Here is a 23,971-nt window from a genome sequence, read left to right on the forward strand (position 1 = left end):
CGGCCCGGAGTCGGGACTTGTGCCCGGGGCCTGCCGCATATCGCCATCCACCGGTATGTTTTCCGTATGCCCGGGCACAGGCTCCGGTTCTACATGCACGCGCCCGACGCTTGCATCGGATTGCTGCGCGCGCTCGGTTTTGTCTTCGCGTTGTTCGGGATTGGGCATGATACCTCCTAAGAAACCGCATCCGAATCCGGAAGCATCGATCGTGCCGTCGCCGACCGCCGATCTCGCGATCCCCCTGTCACGGTCCGCCGCGGCCGCTCTTTAGACGCGTCATGCATCCGTGTGACGTATGCTGGGTCGGGGCCGACGGCGAACTCGTGCGCGGCTGCCCAACACACTAACGCGGGCTTCGGGCCAATGCCTAAAGCACTTTCAGCGTCGCGGACCATGCCGGCATGGTCGCTGCGAAGCCATGGGCGGCGCCCGTTTCGAGAAGCGCGGTCAGGTCGCCTCGCGCGTCGGTCCCGCCGCTCTCTACCCACCGCGCGCTGTGTTCGATCATCCGCGCGTGGTGGTCGATCCACGCGTACGGTTCGCGCCCGGCCAGCGCCCGCAGCCGCAGCGCATGTTGCCGAGCGAGATCGGGACACCGCCCCAGCAAAGCCAGTTCGGCCGCGGCGAGATGAAAACGCAATGCGTTATGCGCAAGACATCGTTGCGCGAGCAGCGCCTCCCCTTTGGCAAGCGCTCGATCGCGCAGCATCGGCTCAGGCGCGATCAAGGCGAGGCTGCCCTGTACCCAAGGCCCGACATAGCGCTGCAATCGCAATCGATCGACGAACTCGGCCGCTCGCGTGATCAATCGCCAAGCCTGCGGTGCATCGCCGCGGCGTTGCGCCAAGCGCGCCGATATCTCCAATAGCATCGGCTCGAAGCGGCTGGTGCCGATGCGCTGCGCGAGCGCAAGCGCGCTCTCCACCGCCTCTGCCGCTTGCTCGTCTTGACCCATGTCGCTCAACACCCACACCGCGGTAAGACGCGCGAAGACTTCGGCGCGGCGATCGCCGATGCGCGCGCTGTATGTCACCGCGTATTCGCTGTCGCGCAACGCCTGTTCGCGCAAGCCGAGATAAGCGGCTGTCGAGCTGCGCGCGGCCACGTTACCGGCGACGACATGCGCGACGTCGTCGAGGCCCCCTCGTTGGACGCATTGATCGTAGATTGCATAGGCTCGCCGCATCCGGCCCTGGGCATAGTACGAATCCGCGATCCCGCTGAGGGCGCGCGCTTCGCTTTGCGCGTGCCGGGCAAGCCGAGCATGGTGCAATGCCTCGCGATGCAGCCTCCGGCACAACCCATAATCGCCTTGCGGAAAATGGATGTTTCCCCGCAGTTGGAACAATCGCGCCAAGTCCGCGTGCGCGCCAATCGCGTGTGCGAGCGGCAATGTCTGCGCGATCAATTGTTCTTCGTCGGCCAATCGCTCGAGCGCATTGAGGACCGGCGCCAACGAGAGCACGGCCTCGATCTGCGCGGCGGGGGTAGCGGCGAGATCGAGCGCCGCCCGGAAATGCGCCGCGGCCTCGTTCATCTGTCCGAGACCGGCGCAGGCTCGTCCTTGCAGGAGTGCGAGTGGATGACGCTCGGCATCACTGGCTGCCAAGCCTTCGCATAAATGGCCCAATTCGAGCGCCTGGGCGTAGTGATAGCTGGCGAGCTTCTCGCGCATCGCGGCGAGCAGCGCACCGCATGCGAGCGCATCGCCCGATCGCGCCAAATGCTGCGCGTACAGTGCGACATCGGTTTGCCGATACAACTGGGCGACGCCATGATGCATCCGCTGACGCGCCCCGGCCGGAATGCTTTCGTACACGCACCGCATCACAAGGTCATGGACAAAGGCATAGACGCCGGCCTCGACTTCCCGAATCATCATTTGCCGAACCTCTTGCTCCGGCACGTAGACGATATCGCCCAGCGCGCCGCGCAGCGACGCCAAGTCGAAACGATGACCCAGCACAGTGGCGTATCGCAGCGCACGACGCGCGGACGGCGGCAACCGATCGACGCGCGTCTGGACGAGATGGCGCAAGCTGTTGGGAAATTCGCTTTCATGATTGGCAAGCAGCTGCGTCAGATAGAGCGGATTGCCTTGCGCGCGCTCGATGCAAGCGGCGCGGTACGCCGGATCGACCTCGGCAAACTGCGCGGCCAACGAAGCGGCTTCACGCGGCCGCAGCGGCGCCAAATCGAGCACGCTCGACGCCGCCGCGAAGTTCGGCCGCAATGCCGCATCGAACGGATCGCCCTCGTGGCGCGATGTGAGCAGCCAAATGATCGGGGCATCGCTCGTGGCCGCGATGACCCGGCTCAGCAGGCCAAGCGTTTGCGCGTCGCCCCAATGCACATCCTCGATATGGATCAGCAACGGCTGAGCAATCGCTTGCTTGATCACTAGATGACGCATCGCCGTTTGCAAGCCGTCGCGGCGCTCGCGATCGCTCATCGCCGCATAGCGAGCCTGCTGCGCTTCGTCTGCCGGCGCGAGCTCGAGCAACGCTCGAAGGAAGGACAGCGATTCCGACGGTAGCTTCAAGCGCTCGAACGCCTTCGCGGCCGTCGCTCCCATCGCGGCGATAAAAGCGCGGCCTGCAAGATGAGGATCCGCGCCCCGGGGGACGCCCGCCAAGCTGCACACGAGTTGCGCGAGCAAGAGCGCGCCGTCGTCTACGCCGAAATCATGAAATTCGCCGCCATGACACGCAAACCCTTCTTTGCGCGCCATGCCGCGGAACGTGTCGACCAGGCGCGATTTGCCGATGCCCGCCATGCCGCGGAGGTAAATCACATGGCCATCCTGGCACTCGTGTACCGCATCGAGCACCGCGCCGAACTGCAGCAGTTCGATCGAGCGCCCGGCCAGGCCGCGCGGGGTCGTCTCTCCCTGCTCTCGCACGCGCAGGCAGGCTCGATACTGCGGCGAGACGGCTTCGGCCGGCGCGAACTCGAACCAGGCCGACAACTGCTCGATGAGCGGCTGAGCCACGTATACGACCGCCTCTTGCGTGTTGAGCGCGAAGTGCTCGCGCGGGGGCAAAGACGCGATCGCTTCGCCCCAACGCTGCAATTCGAGCACCAAGGGCCGGCGCACATCGACGCAGCCGGCCCGCGTCAACGCCATCGCGCACAGCAATGCGCGCCGGCTGTCACTGCCGTAAGCGTGCGACCGGCCGAAGCAGGCTGCCATGTCGATGTCGTATTGCGGCTCGCCTCCGAACTGACGGATCAGCGCCGAAATCTTTTGGACGGGCACTTGATCGAGCAACGCAAACTGCAGCACTACGCCGTATCGAATCGCGTCTTCGAGTGCGGAAGGATCGGCGGGTTCGAGTGAATCGACGGGGACGTCCGCCACGTCGGCGGCACTGTTTCGACGGGCTGCGGCGCCGGGTTTACCGATCAACGCGTCGATTTCGACGCCGAACATGCTCGCCAAGTGGCGCGCGGTACGGTAAAGCACCGGCTTGCCCGTTTCAGCGCGTTTGATCGAAGCGACGGACACGCATAAGCGCCGATCGAGGCACGCATCGGCGAGCGTTTCCTGACTGAAGCCTTGCGTTTTTCGCAGGCCCTTGAGCACCCCCGCATCGAGCAGCACCCGGCCATCCTGCACGGTGACAGCAGTTACTCGCATCGCCGAAAGTAAAAGGAAAGAAAGCGCAATGGCGTGCTCGCGCGCTTGACACGGCATTGTACTGCCACGGCTTTGGGCGCCGGCCGAGTCCCGCATGCGTCGACTCCGAATCATCGTGGTCGACGCATTTGGAAAACTGATACCGAACTGATACTGCCGGGTTTTCCCGCGGCTTTTAGACTGGCTTCGTCATTCGGTACCGCAACCACGAGGGCCGTGCATGTTGCGGAGTCATTAAAAAACGCTACGGGGAATGCCATGAACGATCGTGCGAACGATGCAGTGACAACGAAGGAAGGCCAATCGGATGTCGTAGGCGGCATCAATATGCTTGGCTGCGGGATCAACAAGCTGTGTTGGCCGGGTGCCGTGCAACCGCTCAATCGGGTGCTCGACGCCAAACATAACGAGCAACAGAAGGTTATCGACGGGAAGTCCTATCTCATCGGGGAACGGGTCGATTTCACGCACCGACCGCAGGCGATGACACTGACCGAGACGTTCGAATCGGTTGCCGAATACGATAAAAAAAGCAGTGTGAGCGTCAATGCGAAAGGCAAATACGGCGCGTTTTCGGCCGGTTTCGATTCCACGTTCAGCCATCAGATCTCAACACTCGACGAGCATTACGCGGGGATGCGTCATGACACGCAGCAGCTGTGGACACTGGGAATCAAGAACATTGAGAGCAATCTGCATTCGGAATTCGTCAAGGCCGTCAAGGCGCTCCCTGAGTTCAAAGAGGACCTGAGCACGATCGACGACTTCATCGACTTCTTCCATCGCTTCGGCACGGACGTCGTCACGGAGGTGACCGCTGGCGGAAGCATTACGTACTCCGTCCTCATCAAGAAATCGGCGTCGACGAAAAAGACCGATTTGGACGTCGCGATTTCAGTCGGGTACGGCGCCTTCGTGGCCAATGCCTCGACGCAGATCAGCGAGGAACAAAAGAAACAAACGCAGGAGCAGAAGGTTCGAATTACCACGATGGGGGGCCCCGCGAAGGACACCGTCAAGTTCGACTTCAACAACCCGACCAACTGTCACGCCGCCGTTGAAAACTGGCGAGCGAATCTCTCGCAAGCGCCGCTGGTCGTCGATATGCAATTGGCGCCGATCGACGAGTTCGTCCCGAGGGAGTGCAAAAAGCAGCAAGAGGCCGTGAGAAAGGCGCGCGAATGGTGCCTAAGCTATCAAGCGGAGATCGACGCAGGCTGGCAAGACTCGACCATCACCATCAAGAGAGCGCCCAAGAGCGACGCCGCCAAGCAATCCGATCCGCTTCGGGCTCAGACGCTCGCGAGCACAGGCGGCTCGCCCGCGCTCAATATCGCGATTGTCGGTTTGAAGCGCGAACTGCGCGGCGAGGAAAAACTGCAAGCGCCGGGCAAGGACGCCGACGCGGGGGCATTCGCGGCATTCTGGCAGCGGGTCGCGGAAAAGCTGGCCGGCGTAAGCAGCAAAGGCCACGAAATGGTCCTGCTCGCCAGCGAACGCTGGCCTCGCGACGCGCGCTATTACCCGCCGGTGGGCGTGCGCAAGTTGCTCCGCGAGCACGGCGCCAGTCAGGCCGCGCTCGATCGCTGGCACGACCTCGTGCGACACATGCAGCCATGCAACATCGCCGGTCTGACTTACGTGCTGGCCGGCAGGTCGCTGAACGGCAGACCGTCGGATTTTGTCGTCGCCGGCTTCGGCACGAATCCGGACACCATCAACCCGACAGTGAATGTGACGCTGCGCGTCATTACCGGCGATGCTTCGACGACAGGGTCGCTCGTGACGGCGCTAACGGAGAAGACCAACACCAAGCTCCACATCATTCGAAATCTCGACGGCGAAAAGGCGGCGCTGGCAGCCGGCACGCAACTGAAGACGACGATCGAAATGGTGAAAGCGGGCGATAGCGGAACGTACCTCGGACAGTATTGGTATTTCCTCCGTTACCCGCGGTATAAGGAGACGCCGAACTCCCACATCATCATCAATTACGAAACCGGGGCTTGCCTGCAGTCGAAGGTCGTCGAGAAGACCGCTTGCCAGTTGCAGGCATTCGGTGACGACAACCCGCCACGGCAGGACGATATCCTCTGGGATGTTCGCGGCGAGCCGGTCAAGACCAATTTCCTTGCTCTTCACTACTGGCCTCAGGCATGGAACCTCACCCAAAGCGGCAAATCGGCCGGAGTGAGAAATTGGCTAGAAAGCTATATGCTCTGGTCGCTCGAAGAGTTTGACAACCTCCACGGGTAAGCACTGCGGCGCTAGCGGCTAGCGGCTAGCGCCTTCCCAAGCGAAGCGCGGCGATGCCGCGCTTCTCGTCATTTCAAGCTCACTTTCCGGGATATCTTTCATGTCCGCTTCGTATCTGGACCCCGTGCTGTTCATCGAAGACGGCGACGCCTACGCGCTCGACTGCAAACGGTTTCCCTACCTGTATAACGGCCACGGCCGCTGCGAGCAGTACGCCGAGCCACGCGGCGAAGAGATCGCGCTTGCGCGCGAAGATCCGCAGTTGGATATCGGCGCGAAATACGCCGGCGTCACTTGGCGCGAAAAACGAATTCCGACCCGCGACGGCGGATACACGATCAAGGAATTCGATTTCCACGCCGAGCACGTCGAGTATCAGCCGCTATGGGCCACGCCGGCCACGGCGCAAGCGTTCGGCATGACCTTGCTGCGCGCCGGCGAATGCATTCGGTTCGAATACGAAGGGCTGGTGTGCGGACACTACACCTATGGCCAATGGGCCGGCCATCAGTCGCCCTATCTCGAACTCGGGCGCCGGCGCGAACTGCTCACGTACAACCCGACCGATCTCGAGTACCACGCCTTTGCGCATGCGTTCTTCTCGCGCCATCCGCGCTTGCCGCTCGTCGTCAGCGTGGCGCGATGGCGGCCTTTCGCGCACGAGATCAGCTTGGCGGACTTATGGCTCGCACCCGGCGACGCCCTGATCCTGCCGCCGCAGCATTTCCCCGCCCCCCCTCCTCCGGGCGCGTCGAAGCATGACGCGTGGATGGCGGTCGTCAACCTGCATGGCAATCGCAATTCGGCGATGGCTTGCTGGTTTGAACGCGGCGAGGATAGATTGATCACCGAGACCCTCCTCGGCAATGCCGACGTGATGGCGGCCCCCATGACCGCGCCGCACTATCACGAGGAGCAAACGCCTACTCGACACTCGCGGCCCCCGCGCGAGGATTGAGCAAGAATTCCCTCTTGCACACAGATCGGCATGCGAGCGGGCCAGGGCGTTGGACCATCAAGCCCCGCTCTCACGTTCGAACACCGACGCCAGCCATTTGATCCCGCGCCAAGCGAAGCTTTGTCGCGCCCCGCCGATCGTCGCCGTTCCGTCGATCTCGCGCGGCCACGCCTCGCTCGTCGGACACGCTCCTATCCGCACGCGATACGTAGCCGCCAAGGGGACGAGCTGATGCGTGCCCGGCTGAAACTGCGCGGCAAGCGGGCCCCCATAAACGCTCGCGAGCGACGGCGCGTCGAGCGTGGCGAGATTGACGCGATCGACGGCCATCACGCGGCATTGCAGCGCGCCGAGTTCCGGGATCGAGGCGACGAAGCTGACGCGATCGCCGGCCGCGACGCGCGAAGCGTCGTCTTCGCCGACAAACGCCTCGCCCTTCACGCCGCTCGGCCCGACCACATCGAACAGATGCTCGCCGCGCGGCAGCCAGGTGCTCGGCGCGAGCGCTTCGCTCGTTTGCACGACGCCGTCGAACGGCGCGCGCAGCGTCAGTTGCGCCACTTGGGCGGTCAAACCCGTCACCGTCTCGCGCGCCGCATCCCAGCGGCGGCGCAACGCCACACCTTGATCGAGCAGCCGCTCGTCGAACGACTGCTGCTCGACTTGCCAGCGCAACAGCGCTTCGTCGGCTTGGGCCGCTTGCAACCGGTGGGTCAGATCAGGCGAAGCCAGCACGGCAAGTACATCGCCGGCCTTCACGCGCTGGCCGTCCTGCACGATCGGCGCATCGCTCGTCAGATAGGCGGCTTCCGGCGCATAAAGGCCTTGCGCGCGTAGCGGTCCGAGCACAGCCGGTGCGCTGACGCCGCCATGCCAAGGCAGCACGAAAAAGCCGAACAGCAGCGCACCGATGACCGCCGTGCGCCGCGTTTCGAGACGCCAATGCAGATCGGAGCGGCGCCGCCAGCACGCGCCGAATTCGCGCGCGATCGGCCGCACGATGAACCAGCCGAACTCCACGAAGAACAACATCAGGCCGAGCGCCTTGAAAAATGCGTGATAGACGACGAGCGCGATCGAGAAGAAGACGACGAGCCGATAGAGCCAAGTCGCGAAAGAAAAGGCGATGAGAAACCGCCGACGCTTGGACGAGCACGGCTCGGGTTGAGGATCGCCGAAGCCGAACAGTCGTTCTCTCACCCACCACCGGCCGAACGCGAATGCGCGATCGTGCAGGTTCGGCATGTCGAGCCAGTCCGACAACAGGAAGTAGCCATCGAAGCGCATGAACGGGCTCGCGTTGATCGTCAACGTGCCGATCCACGTCGTCGTCGCGAGCAGAAACGCGCCGGCGCGCAACGGGCCATCGGGCAGGACGCTCCACGCGAGCGTCGCCAGAGCGGCCAATGCAAGCTCGGTGAGCATGCCGGCCGCGCCGATGCGCAACCGCTCTGCTCGCCCCGGAACCTTCCAGGCTTCCGTCGTATCGGTATAGAGCACGGGCACCATCACGAGCAGCGCGATGCCCATTGTCGGCACGCGGCAGCCGTAGCGGTGCGCCGTGAACGCATGCCCGAACTCGTGCAGTAGCTTCGCGCAGCCGATGGCCGCCCCGATCGCGACAAGTCCCCGCAAGTCGGCGTACCCATGGAACGTATGGATGAATTCGTCCCAGCGCCGCGACACGAGCACGAGGCCCGTTAGCGCGATCGCCGCCACCGCTATCCAAAACGCCGGCCTGTAGGCGATTTCGGCGTAATGCGCGAAGCGCCGCAAAAACGGCATCGGCCGCCAAAGCGGCACGCGGATCATCAAGTAGTGCTTGAGCAGCCACATCGCGTGCGACAGCTTGTGCGCCGCTGCAGCGTTCGCGAGCCGCCCGGTATCGGCTGGGCTCGCGGCGACGAGCAAATGCTGATGCTGCAGCATCCGTGCAAGCGCCTCGAAGTCGTCCATCGTCAACCGAAGCGTCGTCTCGGCATTGACCGATGCGACGATCGCCTCGGGGTCGTCCAGCGACCAACGCGAAAGCATCTCGAACGCCGGCCACCCGATCTGGAAGAAGCGATTGCCCGCGGGATCATGGAGCATCCACGTCGGCGCGCCGTCGGGCGTCGATGCGCCAGAGGTCAGGCTCAGTTCTTGGCGCAGAGAAGGAAGGCGTGACATCGATGCGTCGCGTCAGTGATGGCGAAGGCCGCGCACGGCTTACCAGCCTAGCCACTGCCGCGCGCTCGCCAGCGGGCGGCGCAGCAGATAGTAGGCAAGCGGCACCCACCGGCCGTGGATACGTGCGGTGCCCATGACGCCGAGGGGCGGTCTGACGCTACCCGTGAAGGTGGCCTTCACGCGGTAAGCGACCACGCCCTCGGGCGTCGGCTCGGCACGATAGGACACGGTATCGATGCGCGCATCGTAGGAAGCAAGCGGCGAGCTCTTCGGATAGAGCGTCACGCTCGCGCCCGGCACGACGTCGACGTTGTCGGCTACCGGCACATAGGCCGTCAATTCGACATGAGCCGGATCAGCGAGCAGCATCACCTTTTCCCCGATCGACACCGCTTTGCCGTTCCAATCGTTCGGATCGGAGAAGACGGCCACGCCGGCGCGCGGGGCGTTTACGCTCACGCGGGCGAGTTCGCGCGCCGTGTAATCGAGTTCGACCGCGCTTTGATCGAGCTTGCCTTTGCGCAGCGCCATGTCGAGCCGGTCCTTGTCGTCCGTGACGGCGAGCTGCGCGGTCTGCCGATATTCCTCCTGCGCCGTCGCGTAGTTCTTGTTCGCCAGCGCGTAGCGCGAAGCAAGCGCGGTGGAGTCGAGCGCGAACAGCGGCGTGCCCGCTTCCACACGCTGGTTCGGCTGCGCGAACAAGCGGTCGATGACGCCGTCGAGCGGCGCGCGCACGACGAACGGGTCCTTCGGTGTCACCTCGGCCGGCGCGAGCACGGTCAACGGCACGGGCACGACGAGCGCACAGACGGCCGCGACGAGCACGCGGCGCCGATGCTTGCCGGCGCGCAGCGCGAGCTTGACGCGTTCGAGCCACGACGCCCGAGGAGAAAACGCCGCGAGCGCATGAGACCAAACGCGAGCGAGTTCGGCCAGCAGGGCTTCGTCGATTGGCGTCCACGGCTGCTCGCGCGCGAACACTGCCCCGCCGAACGAGCGGCCCATCCGATCGACGAGCGGCACCCATAGCGCATGCGCCGGCCACCAGGCGTCCCATTCGGCTGCGAGCGGATCGGGCAGGTCGTGGGCGGTGAACGCATGCGGCCAAGCGGGCGCCGCGGAGCCGGGGTGCTGCGCCGATGGCGTCTGGGCCGATGGGTTCTTCGGTGATGCGTTCTCAGCCGAGGGGTCCAACGCCGATGCGTTCGGTCCCGCTGCATCCGCGGCCTCTTCGCTCGGGCTCGCCCCCTGCGCGGCCTGCTCGCGACGTTCGATCGCGCGACACACTTCACCGAGCCATTGCACGTAGGGCGCGCCCGGGTCGCTCTGCGGCAAACCCGACACGGCCGCGACGGCGCCCGGCACGGGCGCGGGTGCGCGCCACCACGCCGCCTGACGATACGGCACGAGCGAGAGCGTTTCGTTGACGATGACGAAGCCGAGCGTCTCCTCGCTCGGCGCTTCGCGCGCACGCGCGGACAATTGCCAGAGCAAGGCGAGCGCGCTCGCCTCGATCCGCAGCGGGGCGTTCATGATGCGGCCACCGTTCAATGGCCGGGAGCGGCGAAGCGCGCCCAGCCGCTCATGCCCGGCAACAACTCGGGCGTGTGGGCGGCCAACGCGGCCGTTACGTCGACGGTCTGCGTCACGGGATCGACGCGCGCGCCGATGCGCGCCACCGTGGCCGGATAGCGCTTGCCGACTTCATCGACATCCACCGTCAGCGCGTGCCCGGGCTTGAGCCAGGCGAGCCACTTCGACGGCACGATCATCTTCAGTTCGAGACGGCTCGTGTCGACGATCGTCAGAAGCGCTTTGCCGGGCTCGGCGAACTGTTGCGCCGAGGCGCTGCGCTTGACGACGCGCCCGTCGAACGGCGCCGCGATACCGCACTTTCGCACCGTCGCCTGCATATAGGCGACTTCGGCCGCGCTCGCTTTCGCCTTCGCTGCGGCTTGCTGCACCTCTATCTCGCCGATGGAATGCAGTTGCGAGAGGCGATCGTTCACGCGTTTCAGTTGCACGGCCGCATCGGCTTCGGCCTGAGCTTTGTGCAATTGCGCGGCGTACAGCGAGCAATCGAGCGAGACGAGCGTCTGCCCGGCGCGAAAGGCATCACCATCGCGAAACGGCATCGACGCGATCTTCGCGCTGATTTCACTCGATATGTCGACTTGATCGCGCGCGACGAGCTGAACGCGTATACGGCCTTCGTCGTCGGCGTGCGCGGACGAAGAAACGCGGGGCACGGCCGGATCCATCGACGCATTCGGCAACGCGGACGCCGCGGGCAACGCATGCGGCGCCGCGGCTTGAGGCCCCGCGGCCAAGGCGTTGCCGGAGAAACAGCTGCATGCCACTACCATCAGGGCGGTAACACGCCGCCCTGCCCTGCACCATCGATTCATTGCGTTTTTGCTCCATCCGCGCGGCCGAATTGGGCCCAACGCGTTTGCTCCATGTCGATCGACTGCTCGATCGATTTCAAATCGCCCTTGCCGGCATCCGCGGGCAGCGGGTCGAGCCCGAGCGTCGCCAACAGCTGGCCGTAAGCGCTCTCGAGCTCACCATAGCTTTGATATAGACGCAGTTCCGACATCATGGCAGAAGTCGCCGCACGAATCTCCTCGAGCTTGCCTTGCGCGTTCGCCACGGTGGCGTTGTGCGTGTGCTGCAGGATCTGGCCGTCTACGTCGTTGATCTGCTTGAACAGATCGAACTGGCGCTCCTTGGCGCTGAACTCGGCGCGCGCAACGTGCACTTGCGTGAGCACGGCCATCGACAGCGCGAGCTGCTGCGCATGAGCGACGTCGCGTTGGGCGTTCGCCATGCCGCGGATGTTCTTGGCATTGAGCAGGTTCAACAGATTCCAGCTCATGTTGATGCCCGCCGCACGCCATGCATGGTAGGCGAGGAAGCTGTTGCTATCGTAGTGCGTGCCCAACTGGAATTCGATGCCGGGCAAGAGCTTGGCGATCGCCTTGTGCGTCTCGTTGATGCTGATGCGCTCGTTGTAGCTCGCTTCCACGAGTTCGGGCCGGCGCTCCAGCGCCGTCTCTTCCATGCGGTCCATCGGCATGTCGAACTGCGGCACGCTAAAGCCCGAGGGCGGCGCGAGCACGATGTCGGTGCCGGGTGCGACGTTCATGAGCGATGCGAGTCGCGGCTTGGCCTCGTCGAGCAGGTCGCGCACGGCTTCGAGCTGGCGCATGATGTCGAGCAGCGTGTGCTGATAGGCGAGCGTATCGAGCGGCGAGCGCAGCCCTTCCTGCTGCGACTTGCGCGAATCCTCCAGCGCTTGCTTGGCCTGCGCGAGCAGCGGGCCGATCCGGTTCTCGAGGCGTTGCGCGCCGGCCGCTTGCCAGTATGCTTCGCGCACTTGCTGCATCATCAGCTGCACGACCTTGCGCCGGCGCTGCTCGACGACGAGCACGCGATCGGCCTGCTCCTTGGCCTCGAAGTAGCTGACGCCGAAATCGAGCACGTTCCACGAGAACGTGAGATCGGCCGTGCGATCGTTCTGATCGGTCGAATACGACGGCTCCAACGACACCTGACGCGTCTGCAGCGAGATGGACTCCGACGCGAGCGGATGGTCCCGGTGCGTATAGCCGGCTGCGGCCGTCAAGCGCGGCAGCATGTCGAAATTCGCCACGTCGAGTTGCTTCTGCGCGAGCGCCTCTTCCATCATCTTCAGGCGATGGTCGAGGTTGTAGCGAATCGCGCGCGCCATGGCTTCTTCGAGCGTGACGGGGCCGTTGAGCGGCGGTTGATCCGCGAACATCGCCGTACGATCGGTTCGTGCGCTCTGTGCCCGCTCGGCGTCGGTGAACGGCGTCGGCTTGATCGCACAGCCCGACAGCCACAATGCCGCCACCGAGAGGGCGATCAGCGACGGACGCAATGCGCGCTTCGCACGCGGCTCGCGCGCTGCGTTTGCGGCAAGCGCCATGGCAGGCGCGGGCATCGATTCGGCAACTGACGGTTGTAGTCTCATTGGTCTTGAAGGTTGACGGGGTTCATACGCGACGCGCAGCGCCGCCCGGATTCGATACGTGCAACGCCGCGCGCGCCTTGGCGAACTGTTGATCCAGCGAAGGCTTGCCGACAGGGTGCGCGGCCCGCGCGACGGACGGCTCCGCGAGCGCCGCATGACCCGGGGCCTTCGGATGGGCAACGCCGTGTGAAGCGCCATGCGAGCCGCCGTGCTTCTCGTGCGGGGCCAGCACCACCTCGCGGCGCGTTTCGTGGCCGGACGCATCGCGCGTCCGGACGACGATGTGCACGTCCTCGACGCCCGGTGGCAGCTTGCCGCGCAAGACGCCGTTCGCTGCGTCGTAGTGGATCCAGCCCGGCAGCGTGCGGCCGTTGGCAAGTTGGACGGTGACATCGGAGCCGCCGTGCATCGCCTCGGAAGGCGGCAGCAACGTCGCCACGCTGATCGAGAATGGGTCGTTCGGCGCCATCTCGAACGAAACACCCGGCAACGCGAGCGGCGCGTCGATGGGGAGCACGGCAATCGACGCGTTGAGCGCCGTCATATCGGTGCGCGGCACAGACGCACGATCCAGCGAATAGGCATGCGCCGGGGCGCTCGGATCGGTGAACGTCATCGTCGGTACGACGGGCACCGAGCCAATCGGCAGCGGTTGAGCGAACTCCTCGAGCACGTCGGGCGGCGCCGTGTTGTCATTGCCCGTGAACAGCGACGAATGCGTCGACGCGGGCGGGACGATGATCGTCGGCGGCGGCGAAGGCAGAATCGGCGGGAACGCGGGCGCGTTGGTGATCGCGATCGTGTTGGACGCCGTGGCACTCGTCTTCGCGCCATCGTTGACCGCGAACGTGACCGTGCGGCTACTGCCCGCGTTGAGCGCTTGGTTCGCGTAGGTGACCGATTGCAGCGCGGCGGTCCATTGCGCGACGGTGGCCGTGCCGCCGGCAGAGGTCATCGTCAACACGCCTGTTGCGGCGTCGTAGCTGGCCGTGATATTGCCCGTCGCCGCGCTACTCGTGAATGCGAGCCTATCGTTGGCTGCGTCGAAGCCGGCGGTGATCGCCACTTGGGCTGATGTCAGCGTGGCGTTGTCCCGGTCGCTGATCGTCACTTGGGGGGCGACGATCGCCGGGGTCGAACCATCTCCGCGCGCCGTGAACGAAACGCTGCCCGACGTCGTAATGATCGGCGTTTGATCGGTATCGGCCACGGTCACGCTGCGCGTTTGCACGTCGCTCGTCGTGCCGTTGCCGTCGGTCACCGCGAAGCTGACCGTGCGCGTCGCGTTATCGGGTGTGACGGCCGTATCCGTATAAGTCACGGAAGCCAGCGCCGCCTGCCACTGCGCGAGCGTCGCCGCACCACCGGCCGAGCTCAGCGTCATCACGCCCGTATTGGCGTCGTAGCTCGCGGCGATGTTGCCCATCGTCGCACCGTCGTTTCTGAACGCGAGCAGGTCTTCGCCGGCATGGAAGCCGCCCGTGATCGATACCGTCGCCGACGTTGCCGACGCGCTGCTGACATCGGTCAGCGTCAAACCCGGCGAAACGACGACCGGCGTCGAAGCCACGTTGTCGCCCGCGACGAACGACGCCGCGCCCGCATCGGTGCCGACGTGCGGGCGATCGAGCACGGCCACGGTAGCGCTCGCTCCCGCGCTCGTCTTGGCGCCGTCGTTGGTCGTGAATGAGATCGTGCGATTGCCGAAGTGCGTGCCGTTGCTCGCGAATGTCACGGCCGAAAGCGCGTTCGCCCACTGCGCATCGGTGGCCGTGGCGCCTGCCGAGGTCAACGTCAGCACGCCCGTTGCGCCATCGTAGCTCGCGGCGATGTTGCCGAACGTCGCCGCGCTGCCGTTCGCGAACGCGAGCACGTCCTCGCCGGTGTGGAAGTTGCCCGTGATCGCGACGGTCGCTGAGGACTGTGTCGTGTTGTCGTGATCGGTGACGCCAACGCCCGGGTTGACGATCGTCGCCGACGTGCCCACCACATAGTTCGTCGTGCCGCTCGAAGTCGTCACGATCGGTGTCTGATCGGTGTCGGTCATGGTCACCGTGCGCGTGGCCGTGTTGCTCGTGACGGCGGCCGTATCCACCACCGTAAAGCTGATCGTGCGCGTCGTCGCGTTCGGTGTCACCGCCGTGTCGGTGTAAGTCACCGCATCGAGCGCAGCCTGCCACTGGGCGAGCGTGGCCGTATTGCCGGAGGACGAAAGCGTCAATACGCCCGTCGCTGCGTTGTACGCAGCGGCGATGTTGCCGTACGTCGCCGAACTCGTGTTCGTGAAGCCCAGCACGTCTTCGCCTGAGTGGAAGTTGCCCGTGATGGCGACCGTCGCCGAGGACAGAGTCGGCGCCGCGCCATCCGTCACGGTCAACCCCGAATCGATCGCCACGGGTGTCGATGCCGTATTGTCGCCGGCCACGAACGCGGCCGAGCCCGAATCGGTCGTGATCGTGGGCGGACCGAGCACGGCCACCGTATCGGTCGACACCGCGCTCGTCTTCGTACCGTCGCTCGTCGCAAACGAAATCGTGCGGCTGCCCGGCGTTGCGCTAGATCCAGCCGAGAACGTCACGGCCGATAGCGCGCTCGCCCATTGCGCGTCCGTAGCCGTCGCACCGGAAGACGTCAGCGTCAGCACGCCGGTCGCCGAGTTGTACGAACCGACGATGTTGCCGAACGTGCTCGCACTCGTATTGACGAACGCCAGCGTATCGCCGGAATGGAAGCCACCGGTGATCGAAATCGTCCCCGACGATTGCGTCGTGTTGTCCAGGTCGCTGACGGTGATCCCGCCATCGATCGTCACGGCGGAGGCACCGCCCACATAGTTCGTCGTACCCCCCGCCGTCGTCACGATCGGTGTCTGATCCGTCGCCGTCACCGTCACCGTGCGCGTGGCTGTGGCGCTCGTATTGCCCGAGCCGTCCACCGCCGTGTAGCTGATCGTCCGCGTCGCCGTGTTCGGCGTGACGAGCGTGTCCGTATACGTGATCGATTGAAGCGCGCTTTGCCATTGCGCCAGCGTGGCCGTCGCGCCCGCGGACGTCAGCGTCATCACGCCCGTCGCTGCGTTGTACGAAGCCGTGATGTTGCCCATCGTCGTGCCGTTGTTCGTGAACGCCAGCACGTCTTCCCCTGAGTGGAAGTTGCCCGTGATCGCCACCGCCGTGCTTCCGAGCGTCGTGGCGCTGCCGTCGGACACGGTCAACCCGGAATCGATCGTCACTGGCGTCGATGCCGCGTTATCACCGGAGATGAACGCCGCCGAGCCCGAATCGGTCGTGATCGTCGGCGGCGCCGTCATGTTGATCGAATCGGCGGCTTGCGCGCTGTTCTTCGTGCCGTCGTTTATCTGGAACCAAATCGTGCGGCTGCCGTACGTCGTGCTCGTGCTCGAGAACGTCACCGACTTCAGCGCGTTGGCCCACTGTGCATCGGTGGCGGTTCCGCCCACTGACGAGAGCAACAAAACACCCGAGCCCGCACTATAAGAAGCCGTGATGTTGCCCATTGTCGAGCCGTCGTTCGTGAAGCTCAACGTGTCGCCGCTATGGAAGTTACCCGTCACCGCCACGGTCGCCGACATTTGCGTCGTGTTGTCCAGGTCGCTGACGGCAATCCCGCCATCGATCGTCACAGCGGAGGCGCCGCCCACATAGTTCGTCGTGCCCCCCGTCGTCGTCACGATCGGCGTTTGATCCGTCGCCGTCACCGTCACCGTGCGCGTGGCTGTCGCGCTCGTGTTGCCCGCGCCGTCCACCGCCGTGTAGCTGATCGTGCGCGTCGCCGTGTTCGGCGTGACGAGCGTGTCCGTATACGTGATCGATTGCAACGCGCTTTGCCATTGCGCCAGCGTGGCCGTCGCGCCCGCGGACGTCAGCGTCATCACGCCCGTCGCTGCGTTGTACGAAGCCGTGATGTTGCCCATCGTCGTGCCGTTGTTCGTGAACGCCAGCACGTCTTCGCTCGAATGGAAGCCGCCCGTGATCGCCACCGTCGTGCTTCCGAGCGTCGTCGCGCTGCCGTCGGACACGGTCAACCCGGAATCGATCGTCACCGGCGTCGATGCCGCGTTATCACCGGAGACGAACGCCGCCGAGCCCGAATCGGTCGTGATCGTCGGCGGCGCCGTCATGTTGATCGTATCCGTTCCCGCCGTGCTCGTCTTCGTGCCGTCGCTCGTCGCAAACGAAATCGTGCGATTGCCGTAGGTCGTGCTCGTGCTCGAGAACGTGACCGACTTCAGCGCGTTTGCCCACTGCGCATCGGTGGCCGACGCTCCAGACGATGTCAACGTCAGCACGCCTGTCGCTGCGTTGTACGAGCCCACGATATTGCCCATCGTCGAGCCGTCGTTCGTGAAACCGAGCGTATCGCCGCTATGAAAGCCGCCGCTCACCGATACCGTCCCCGACAACTGCGTCGCGTTATCGAGATCGCTGACCGTGATGCCGCTGTCGATCGTCACCGCCGAGGTCGCGCCCGCGTAGTTCGTCGTACCATGAGTCGTGGTCACGATCGGCGATTGATCGGTATCGGTCACCGTCACGGTGCGCGTCGCCGCCGCGCTCGTGTTCGACAGACTGTCCGTCGCGCTGAAACTGATCGTGCGCGTCGAGGGATCAGGCGTGACTATCGTATCGGTGTAGGTCACCGAGCGCAGCGCATTCTGCCATTGTGTAACCGTCGCGGTCCCACCGGCCGAGGTCAACGTCAGCACGCCGGTCGCCTGCTGATAGGACCCGGTGATATTGCCCATGGTCGACCCGTCGTTCGTGAACGCCAGGAAGTCCTCGCCGTTGATGTAGTTGCCCGTAATCGCGACGGTCGCCGATCCCAGCGTCGTCGTGATCGCATCGGTGATAGTCAGGCCGGAATCGATCGCAACCGGCGTCGAAGCCGTGTTGTCGCCGGCCACGAATGCGGCCGAACCGGAGTCGGTCGTGATCTGCAGCGGGTTGGCGACATTGACCGTGTCGGTCGCCGCGGTGCTGGTCTTCGTGCCGTCGCTGGTAGCGAATGAAATCGTGCGATTGCCGAGCGTCGTGCTCGAGCTCGAGAACGTCACCGCCGATAACGCGTGCGCCCACTGCGCGTCGGTAGCCGTCGACCCCAACGAGTTCAACGTCATGACACCGGTCGCTGCGTTGAATGACGCGGTGATGTTGCCCATCGTCGAGCCGTCGTTCGTGAAATTGAGCGTATCTCCGCTATGAAAACCACCGCTGATCGTGACCGAGCCTGACGCTTGCGTCGTGTTATCGAGATCGGTCACTTGCACGCTGCCGTCGATCGTCGTGGCGGCACCGCCGTCGTAATACGTCGCCGTGCTGCCCGTGGTCGTAACAATCGGCGTTTGATCGGTTGCCGTCACGGTGATGCTTTTCGTGGAGGTATTGCTTGACGAGAAATAGGCGTCGCTCGTCAATGTGAAACTGACCGTGCGCGTCGCGGTACTCGGCGACACCGCCGTATCGGTATAGGTTACGGCCCGGAACGCGCTCTGCCATTGCGCGATCGTCGCGGTGCCGCTTGCCGACGTCAGCGTCAACACTCCGCTGCCGCTGCTGTAGGAGCCTGAAATGTCACCGTACAGCGCGGAACTGGTGTTCGTGAACGCCAGCACATCCTGGCCGCTCGAAAAGTTGCCGACGATGCTGACCGTGCCTTGCTTGGCGGTGGTCGCATCGCCATCGGTCAAGGTGAACCCGCTGTCGACCGCGACCGGCGTGGAGGTGGCGTTGTCCGCTTCGACGAAAGCAGTGCTGCCGCCGCTCGCGGTCACAACTGGCGGTGACGACAGATCGACATAGGTGAAGTTGTTCAACGTCGGCGTCAGAAACGCCGAGTCGGTCTCGCGAATTCTCAGGCTCTTGATGCCCGCAAACGCCGAGTTGCCCGACACATCGACATGAAACACAGAGCTGCCGCTTACCGAGGTATCGAGCGTCATCGTCCCGATTACCGTTCCAGCGCCATTCAGTGCCTCGATCGCAACTTTAGAGGGCAGGTTGATATCGATGTCGAAGCTCTCGACGGCCATGTTGTTGCCGTCGGCCAATGTCATCGTCACTGAATTCAGCGACGTGCCTTGCACGTTGCCGAACAGCACCCCGTCGCTTGGGCCGGTGCTCAACGGTGGAGGGCCGAATTGATTGACGGTGGTGCTGTCAACGGCGAATTCCGCAGCCTGATCCATCGTGTACGTGATGCCGTCCAGCGTGAAGGAGGTCACGCCCGTCGCCCCGCCGGGCGTGTCGTATCCGATCTGACCGTCATACGTTTCATCGCTGACGGCCAGCACTGCGCTGTATTGCTGCTCTGCGGCGTGCGAAAAGATCACCGACGTATGCACGGCGCCGGCGTCGTACTCGAGCGCCCAATCGCCGCCGAGCGCCGCCGCACCGGTGGCATCGGTCGATGCCGCGACGTTCAATCCTGAGATCGACGCAATTTGCTGCACGAGCGCCTTGCCGTCGGCGTTTTCGGCCACATTGCAGCCGTAAATCAGAAAGTCGCCGCCCGGCTTCATGGCGGCGCCGATCTGCGATATCTCGGCGCGATAGGCCGAGATATCGCCCGCGTTGAGCCAAGTGCTGCCGATCTGCACGTTGCCCTCGGACCCGTGGGAGACGAGGTGGATCGCCCCCACGCCCGGATGCTGCGCCAAATACTGATCGATTTGAGCGAGGCCGTCTTTCGTCGAATCGAGGATGACAACCTGCGTGCCTTGCGGCAGACCCGCGACGAGCGTTTGATAATCGGTGACGTTCGAATTGACGAAGACGACCTGACGATCGGTCGTCTGTGCCACCGTATCGGTGAACCCATGCACCGCCCGCATAGTGGACGAGCCCGCCCCGCTTTCGCCGGTTACGGCTGCCGTGGTGTAGCCATGAACCGCCCGCGCCGACGCCGCGGAATCGGCGCCCGCATGTGCAGCCGGTGCCGCGCCGCCCGGAGCCGGCACATCCACGCTGGCGTGATGTTCGGGCGCGACGGCCGCCGCCCCAATCGAAGCGGCCGATGCGTCATAGACGATCCGCGGCTCGAGCGCGACGATGAGCGGCGCAGGCAGTGCGCCCGCATTGCGCGCTCGACGTTCCGGCATGCGCATCGCGGCGATGAGCTTGGAGAGGTTGGCGGCGAATTTCATCGCTTGTCGTCCTTGAAAGCGTGCCGCTCTCACGGCACGCGTTCGTCATCCGCGCGAGGGGAAAACCCCTTCCAACGCGATGATGAAGTTGATGCCGAGGTACGGGTTGCGCACGGAAAACGGCAGGCTGCCACCGGTCGTGCTGTTCTGAACCGTGGGAGGGGCGCCGTTCAGAGCGGCTTCGAAAGGTTTGAGCGTCGTGTCGGCCGTCGCCGTGCTGTAAATCGCGCCCGGGCGACCGCCGGCGCTGACCGGCCCCAACACCGACGTGTTGCTGGGCGCCGCCGATTCCGAGCCCGAAGCCGTGGACGTCGACGCCGGGATCGCGATCGACACCGTCCCGCTACCGCCCATCACCGTCGCCGTGTGCGTATGCTGCGGCAGGTTTTGAATCGTCAACGACGCGTTCTCGGTCCCCCCCGTCTCGCCGATGACCACCGGCGAAAGTCCCAAGCCTTGCCCGATGCCGACCGGTGTGCGCCCTTGCAGATTCGGCAATTGGTAATTCGACACGCCGTTGCCGCCGTAGTAGGTGCCGAGCAAAGCGAACAACGCCTGGTTCTGCGAAATCGGTAACAACTGCCCCTGGCACTGCGCCCAGCCGGTCGGTGCGTAGTCGAAACCCGCCATACGGATTTCGCCCAAGAACGGATCGCTCATCAAACGCCTCCTGTCGAAGAAAAGGAAACCGCTTTACATCACTTCCGAGGAGCCGGCCGCATTGGCTAGTTCGTCGGCACGAGTGTGAATCACGACAGTGAGCGTCGATCGCCCATCCGCGGTGGGGCGCGTGGGCGTGGCGAGCAGATCCCACGCTCGGCCCGCCGGCGAACCGATGCGATAAACGTTCTGGGGCAGAAAGACGCCGCTGGGCAACTCGAAAGTCGCCGCATAGCAAACGAAACTGTCATTCATGGGCGTGCCGGCGCTCGCGTGCGCGAGCACGGCCTCGACGGTGCGGCCGTCGGCCAAGCCGAAGGTGAATCGTTGCCCGATCGCTTCGAGCAATTCTTCTTGGGTGGGAATCGACAGCAAGCAAGCCCCCGCGCGTGGTTCATTCTTCATTCTGTTGGGTCGATGCTGCCGACCATGGTCTCTATCGTTACCGCCTTATCGTCGCGTCGCGATCGCCGCGCGCCAACTCGCAGATCCTAGTTGCTCGATCCCAGTCCTTCGATCGTCACACCGCTTTCATCTTCGAAGGCTGCCGCGGGACGGCGCATCTTCAGATACACGCCGTTTTCGCCGATCGATTCGAACCCGAGCCGGCGATAAAGCGCTTGCACCGGATTATTCATTTCGACGTAAAGCACGATCGGCATAGCACGCGCTACCGCTTGTGCGACAAACGCATGCAAAAGCCGCGTTCCGATGCCGGCGCCGCGATAAGCGGGCAACAGCGCGATATCGATCAAGCGCGCTTCATCGCCATGCCAGTCGTGATACAGCCGGCCGATCGCTACCTCGCGCGACATAATCACGTCGAATCGAGCATGGCGGTAATGCTGCCGGTAATACGCATCCTGCATGGCGAACTGTTCCGCCAACAGCGTCGATATACGCTCGCGATCCCACCCCGATTGAGCAAACTCGTAGGCACGCGTGCTTTCGAAAACCGCCAGCAGAAAGGCCCGGTCGCTTTCGGATGCAGCCCGAAGACGCACACTACTGCCTGCACTCTCGATGCGAGCGCATTGCGCATCGAAAGCGGGGCTGCACCCGTTGGCCATTTGAAATCTCGTGTCCTTGCGAAACGGAAGGGACCAATCGATCAATGCCGTGTCGATCAGCTTATGAAAATTTTGTAATCGCCCGTGAATATTAGTCTAGACAATGGGCGCCAGCAACCGAACCTAGTGATTGATGCCTACGTAGATACCCCGATTAACTTTCTCGAGCTCCCGCCGATACGGGCGGCCAGCGACATCAAGCAGCGCCGGAATACGAGCCGATCACCAAAAGGCCGAAATCCCCGCAATGCCGTAGGCGCCGCGAGCGCGAGCCGTCGACAACGTCTCTCGCGTCATGCCGCCCAGCGCGAAAACGGGCATCGACACCTGCGCGGTAAGCGCTTCGAATTGCGACCAGCCGAGCGTGGGCTCGCCGGGGTGGCTCGTAGTCGGCAAGACGGGGGAGAGCGTGACGAAATCGACGCCGATAGCCTGCGCATGCAGAAGCTGCTCGCGAGAGTGGCATGCCGCCGATAACAGCTTGGGGCGCGCGCCGCTCGGGCGCGCTTGACATTGCATAAGCCGCGCGCTTGGCAAATGTACGCCGTCGGCGTCGACGCCCGGCACCTCTTCCAGCGGACCGTTCAGGACGAGGCGTGCAGCGTAGCGGTGACATATCGCGCACGCGCGCTCGGCGAGCTCGCCGTAGGCCGCGGCATCGAGGTGCTTGGCGCGCAGTTGCACGAGCGACATGCCCGACGAAACCGCGCCACGCAAACGTTCGAGAAACACGTCGAACCGCGCTGGCTCCGGCGGCTCGGGCGTGATCAATAAGATATCGGGAAGGGGCGGATCGATGCGCATCCGCTCACGCTAGCAAAAGACGCTCCTCACGCCAAGCCGGCGCAGCAAGCCGAACGCGCTGCGGCGGCATCGACAAGACTTGCGGGCGTGGCGCGAACCGGATTGCGTCGGCCTTTGCTCGGGCATTGCATCGCATCGGTTGCTCGACGCCGAGCAAGGCAACGCGCGCCCGCTATTGCTACTGCTACTGCTACGGCCATTGCTACCGCGACTGGGCCTGCTGTTGCGCCTGCGCTGCGGCAGCCGTGCTCGGACAAGCCGGATCTTTGCCCCAATGGCCGGAGCACGCACGCCAGCGACAACGTTGCACTTCGAAGAAATTGCCGTTATCGCATGCCTTCACTTGATCGGCCAGGCTCGCTGCGCCGGCCTTCGACGCGGCCGCTTTGCTCGCGCCCACGGGCGCGCTGGCCGCCTTGGCCGGCTTGGCGTCGTAGGGCTTCGTGCGCGCGACGAGCGCGGCTAGCAGATCGACGTCCGGATCGTCCTTGACTGCTCTCGACCGCCCTTTGACATGCTTCCTCGCATGCGCACCGGCCAGCCTCTCGGCATGACGGGTCTTGGCGCTTTCTCTCGGGTTCTGTTTGGCGCTCTCGCGTTGCGTGCGCGCAGCCATCGTTTTGACCGGCGCCTGTTGTTGGGCGGCGGGCGCGCTCGTCGCTGCCGCAGCCACCGCAGCGGAGACCGGTTTATCGCCATTCTGGACAGGCGCCGCGCCGCTCGCGAGCGCCTGCGATAGCCGGTCCGCATCGGCGCCGCGCGGCGAAGAAGCGCCCGCGCTGGCGCTAGCATCGTCGCCTCGAACCGTATCGTCGGCGACGATCACGGCAGCCTGCGGCGCCGACGCAGCCGCTACCTGGGCGACCTGCACCGACGAAGCGGCGCCCGTCGCAGCGCCGCTAGCGGGAGAAGCCTTCGCCGCAACGGTAGCCGCGGGCGCCGCCGTAGCAACGGACACGTCATTCTGTTGCCCGCGCAACCACTGCCACGCGCCGAGCGCCGAGAAGGCCACGACAGCCGCGCCAACGGCGAGCACCGGCTTCTTCGAGCGGCGGCGGGGAGGCTGCTGCGCGACGACGCGCCCTTCCAGGCTCGCCAAAATGCGAGAGTTGTTGTCTACGGACCCGGGGGCCGTCTCGGAAAGCAAGCTCGGCCGCCCTTTGGAACTGGAACTTTCCGGCGCACTCATTCAGTATCTCGTTAGCTCTTTGTTTAATTCGCCGCGATAATGCGATCCGGCCTCCCTTGCAAG

At 64.5% G+C, this 23,971-nt stretch carries 13 protein-coding genes; 2 read left to right on the forward strand and 11 right to left on the reverse strand.

Going from position 1 to position 23,971, the window contains the following annotated elements:
• Positions 1-370: 370 nt before the first annotated feature.
• Positions 371-3,643: a helix-turn-helix domain-containing protein gene (locus tag MMB74_RS12925; protein ID WP_277429039.1), complete on the reverse strand. Its 3,273-nt coding sequence runs from the start codon at positions 3,641-3,643 to the stop codon at positions 371-373.
• 258 nt (positions 3,644-3,901) lie between these two features.
• On the opposite strand from MMB74_RS12925, the gene MMB74_RS12930 reads away from it, so the two are divergent.
• Positions 3,902-5,899 (forward strand): MAC/perforin domain-containing protein, encoded by a 1,998-nt coding sequence (locus MMB74_RS12930; protein ID WP_277429040.1) that lies wholly within the window; start codon positions 3,902-3,904, stop codon positions 5,897-5,899.
• Between the two features lie 100 nt (positions 5,900-5,999).
• Entirely contained in the window at positions 6,000-6,857 is an 858-nt protein-coding gene (locus MMB74_RS12935) for a hypothetical protein (protein WP_277429041.1), read from the forward strand.
• Between the two features lie 57 nt (positions 6,858-6,914).
• On the opposite strand, the gene MMB74_RS12940 is transcribed toward MMB74_RS12935, so the two are convergent.
• From MMB74_RS12940 to MMB74_RS12985, 10 genes are all read right to left on the reverse strand, one after another.
• A complete protein-coding gene (locus MMB74_RS12940) occupies positions 6,915-9,026 on the reverse strand; it encodes an HlyD family efflux transporter periplasmic adaptor subunit (protein WP_277429042.1) in 2,112 nt (703 codons plus the stop codon).
• Positions 9,027-9,065: 39 nt separating this feature from the next.
• Positions 9,066-10,559: an HlyD family efflux transporter periplasmic adaptor subunit gene (locus MMB74_RS12945; RefSeq protein WP_277429043.1), complete on the reverse strand. Its 1,494-nt coding sequence runs from the start codon at positions 10,557-10,559 to the stop codon at positions 9,066-9,068.
• Between the two features lie 14 nt (positions 10,560-10,573).
• Complete coding sequence (locus MMB74_RS12950; protein WP_277429044.1) at positions 10,574-11,275, reverse strand: efflux RND transporter periplasmic adaptor subunit; 702 nt, start codon at positions 11,273-11,275, stop codon at positions 10,574-10,576.
• A 155-nt stretch (positions 11,276-11,430) separates the two neighbouring features.
• A complete protein-coding gene (locus MMB74_RS12955) occupies positions 11,431-12,978 on the reverse strand; it encodes a TolC family protein (RefSeq protein WP_277429252.1) in 1,548 nt (515 codons plus the stop codon).
• A gap of 67 nt (positions 12,979-13,045) precedes the next feature.
• A complete protein-coding gene (locus MMB74_RS12960; RefSeq protein ID WP_277429045.1) occupies positions 13,046-20,185 on the reverse strand; it encodes a DUF4347 domain-containing protein in 7,140 nt (2,379 codons plus the stop codon).
• A 45-nt stretch (positions 20,186-20,230) separates the two neighbouring features.
• Complete coding sequence (locus MMB74_RS12965; RefSeq protein ID WP_277429046.1) at positions 20,231-20,845, reverse strand: tail fiber protein; 615 nt, start codon at positions 20,843-20,845, stop codon at positions 20,231-20,233.
• Positions 20,846-20,878: 33 nt separating this feature from the next.
• Positions 20,879-21,250, reverse strand: a complete 372-nt coding sequence (locus tag MMB74_RS12970; protein WP_277429047.1) for a hypothetical protein — start codon at positions 21,248-21,250, stop codon at positions 20,879-20,881.
• A gap of 86 nt (positions 21,251-21,336) precedes the next feature.
• Positions 21,337-21,915: a GNAT family N-acetyltransferase gene (locus MMB74_RS12975; protein WP_277429048.1), complete on the reverse strand. Its 579-nt coding sequence runs from the start codon at positions 21,913-21,915 to the stop codon at positions 21,337-21,339.
• A gap of 222 nt (positions 21,916-22,137) precedes the next feature.
• Positions 22,138-22,719 (reverse strand): thiamine phosphate synthase, encoded by a 582-nt coding sequence (locus MMB74_RS12980; protein WP_277429049.1) that lies wholly within the window; start codon positions 22,717-22,719, stop codon positions 22,138-22,140.
• A gap of 202 nt (positions 22,720-22,921) precedes the next feature.
• Positions 22,922-23,908, reverse strand: coding sequence for a phage tail protein (locus MMB74_RS12985; RefSeq protein ID WP_277429050.1), 987 nt, complete (start codon positions 23,906-23,908; stop codon positions 22,922-22,924).
• Between the last annotated feature and the right edge of the window lie 63 nt (positions 23,909-23,971).

This window comes from Trinickia sp. Y13, from assembly GCF_029522115.1.
Classification (GTDB): Bacteria; Pseudomonadota; Gammaproteobacteria; order Burkholderiales; family Burkholderiaceae; genus Trinickia.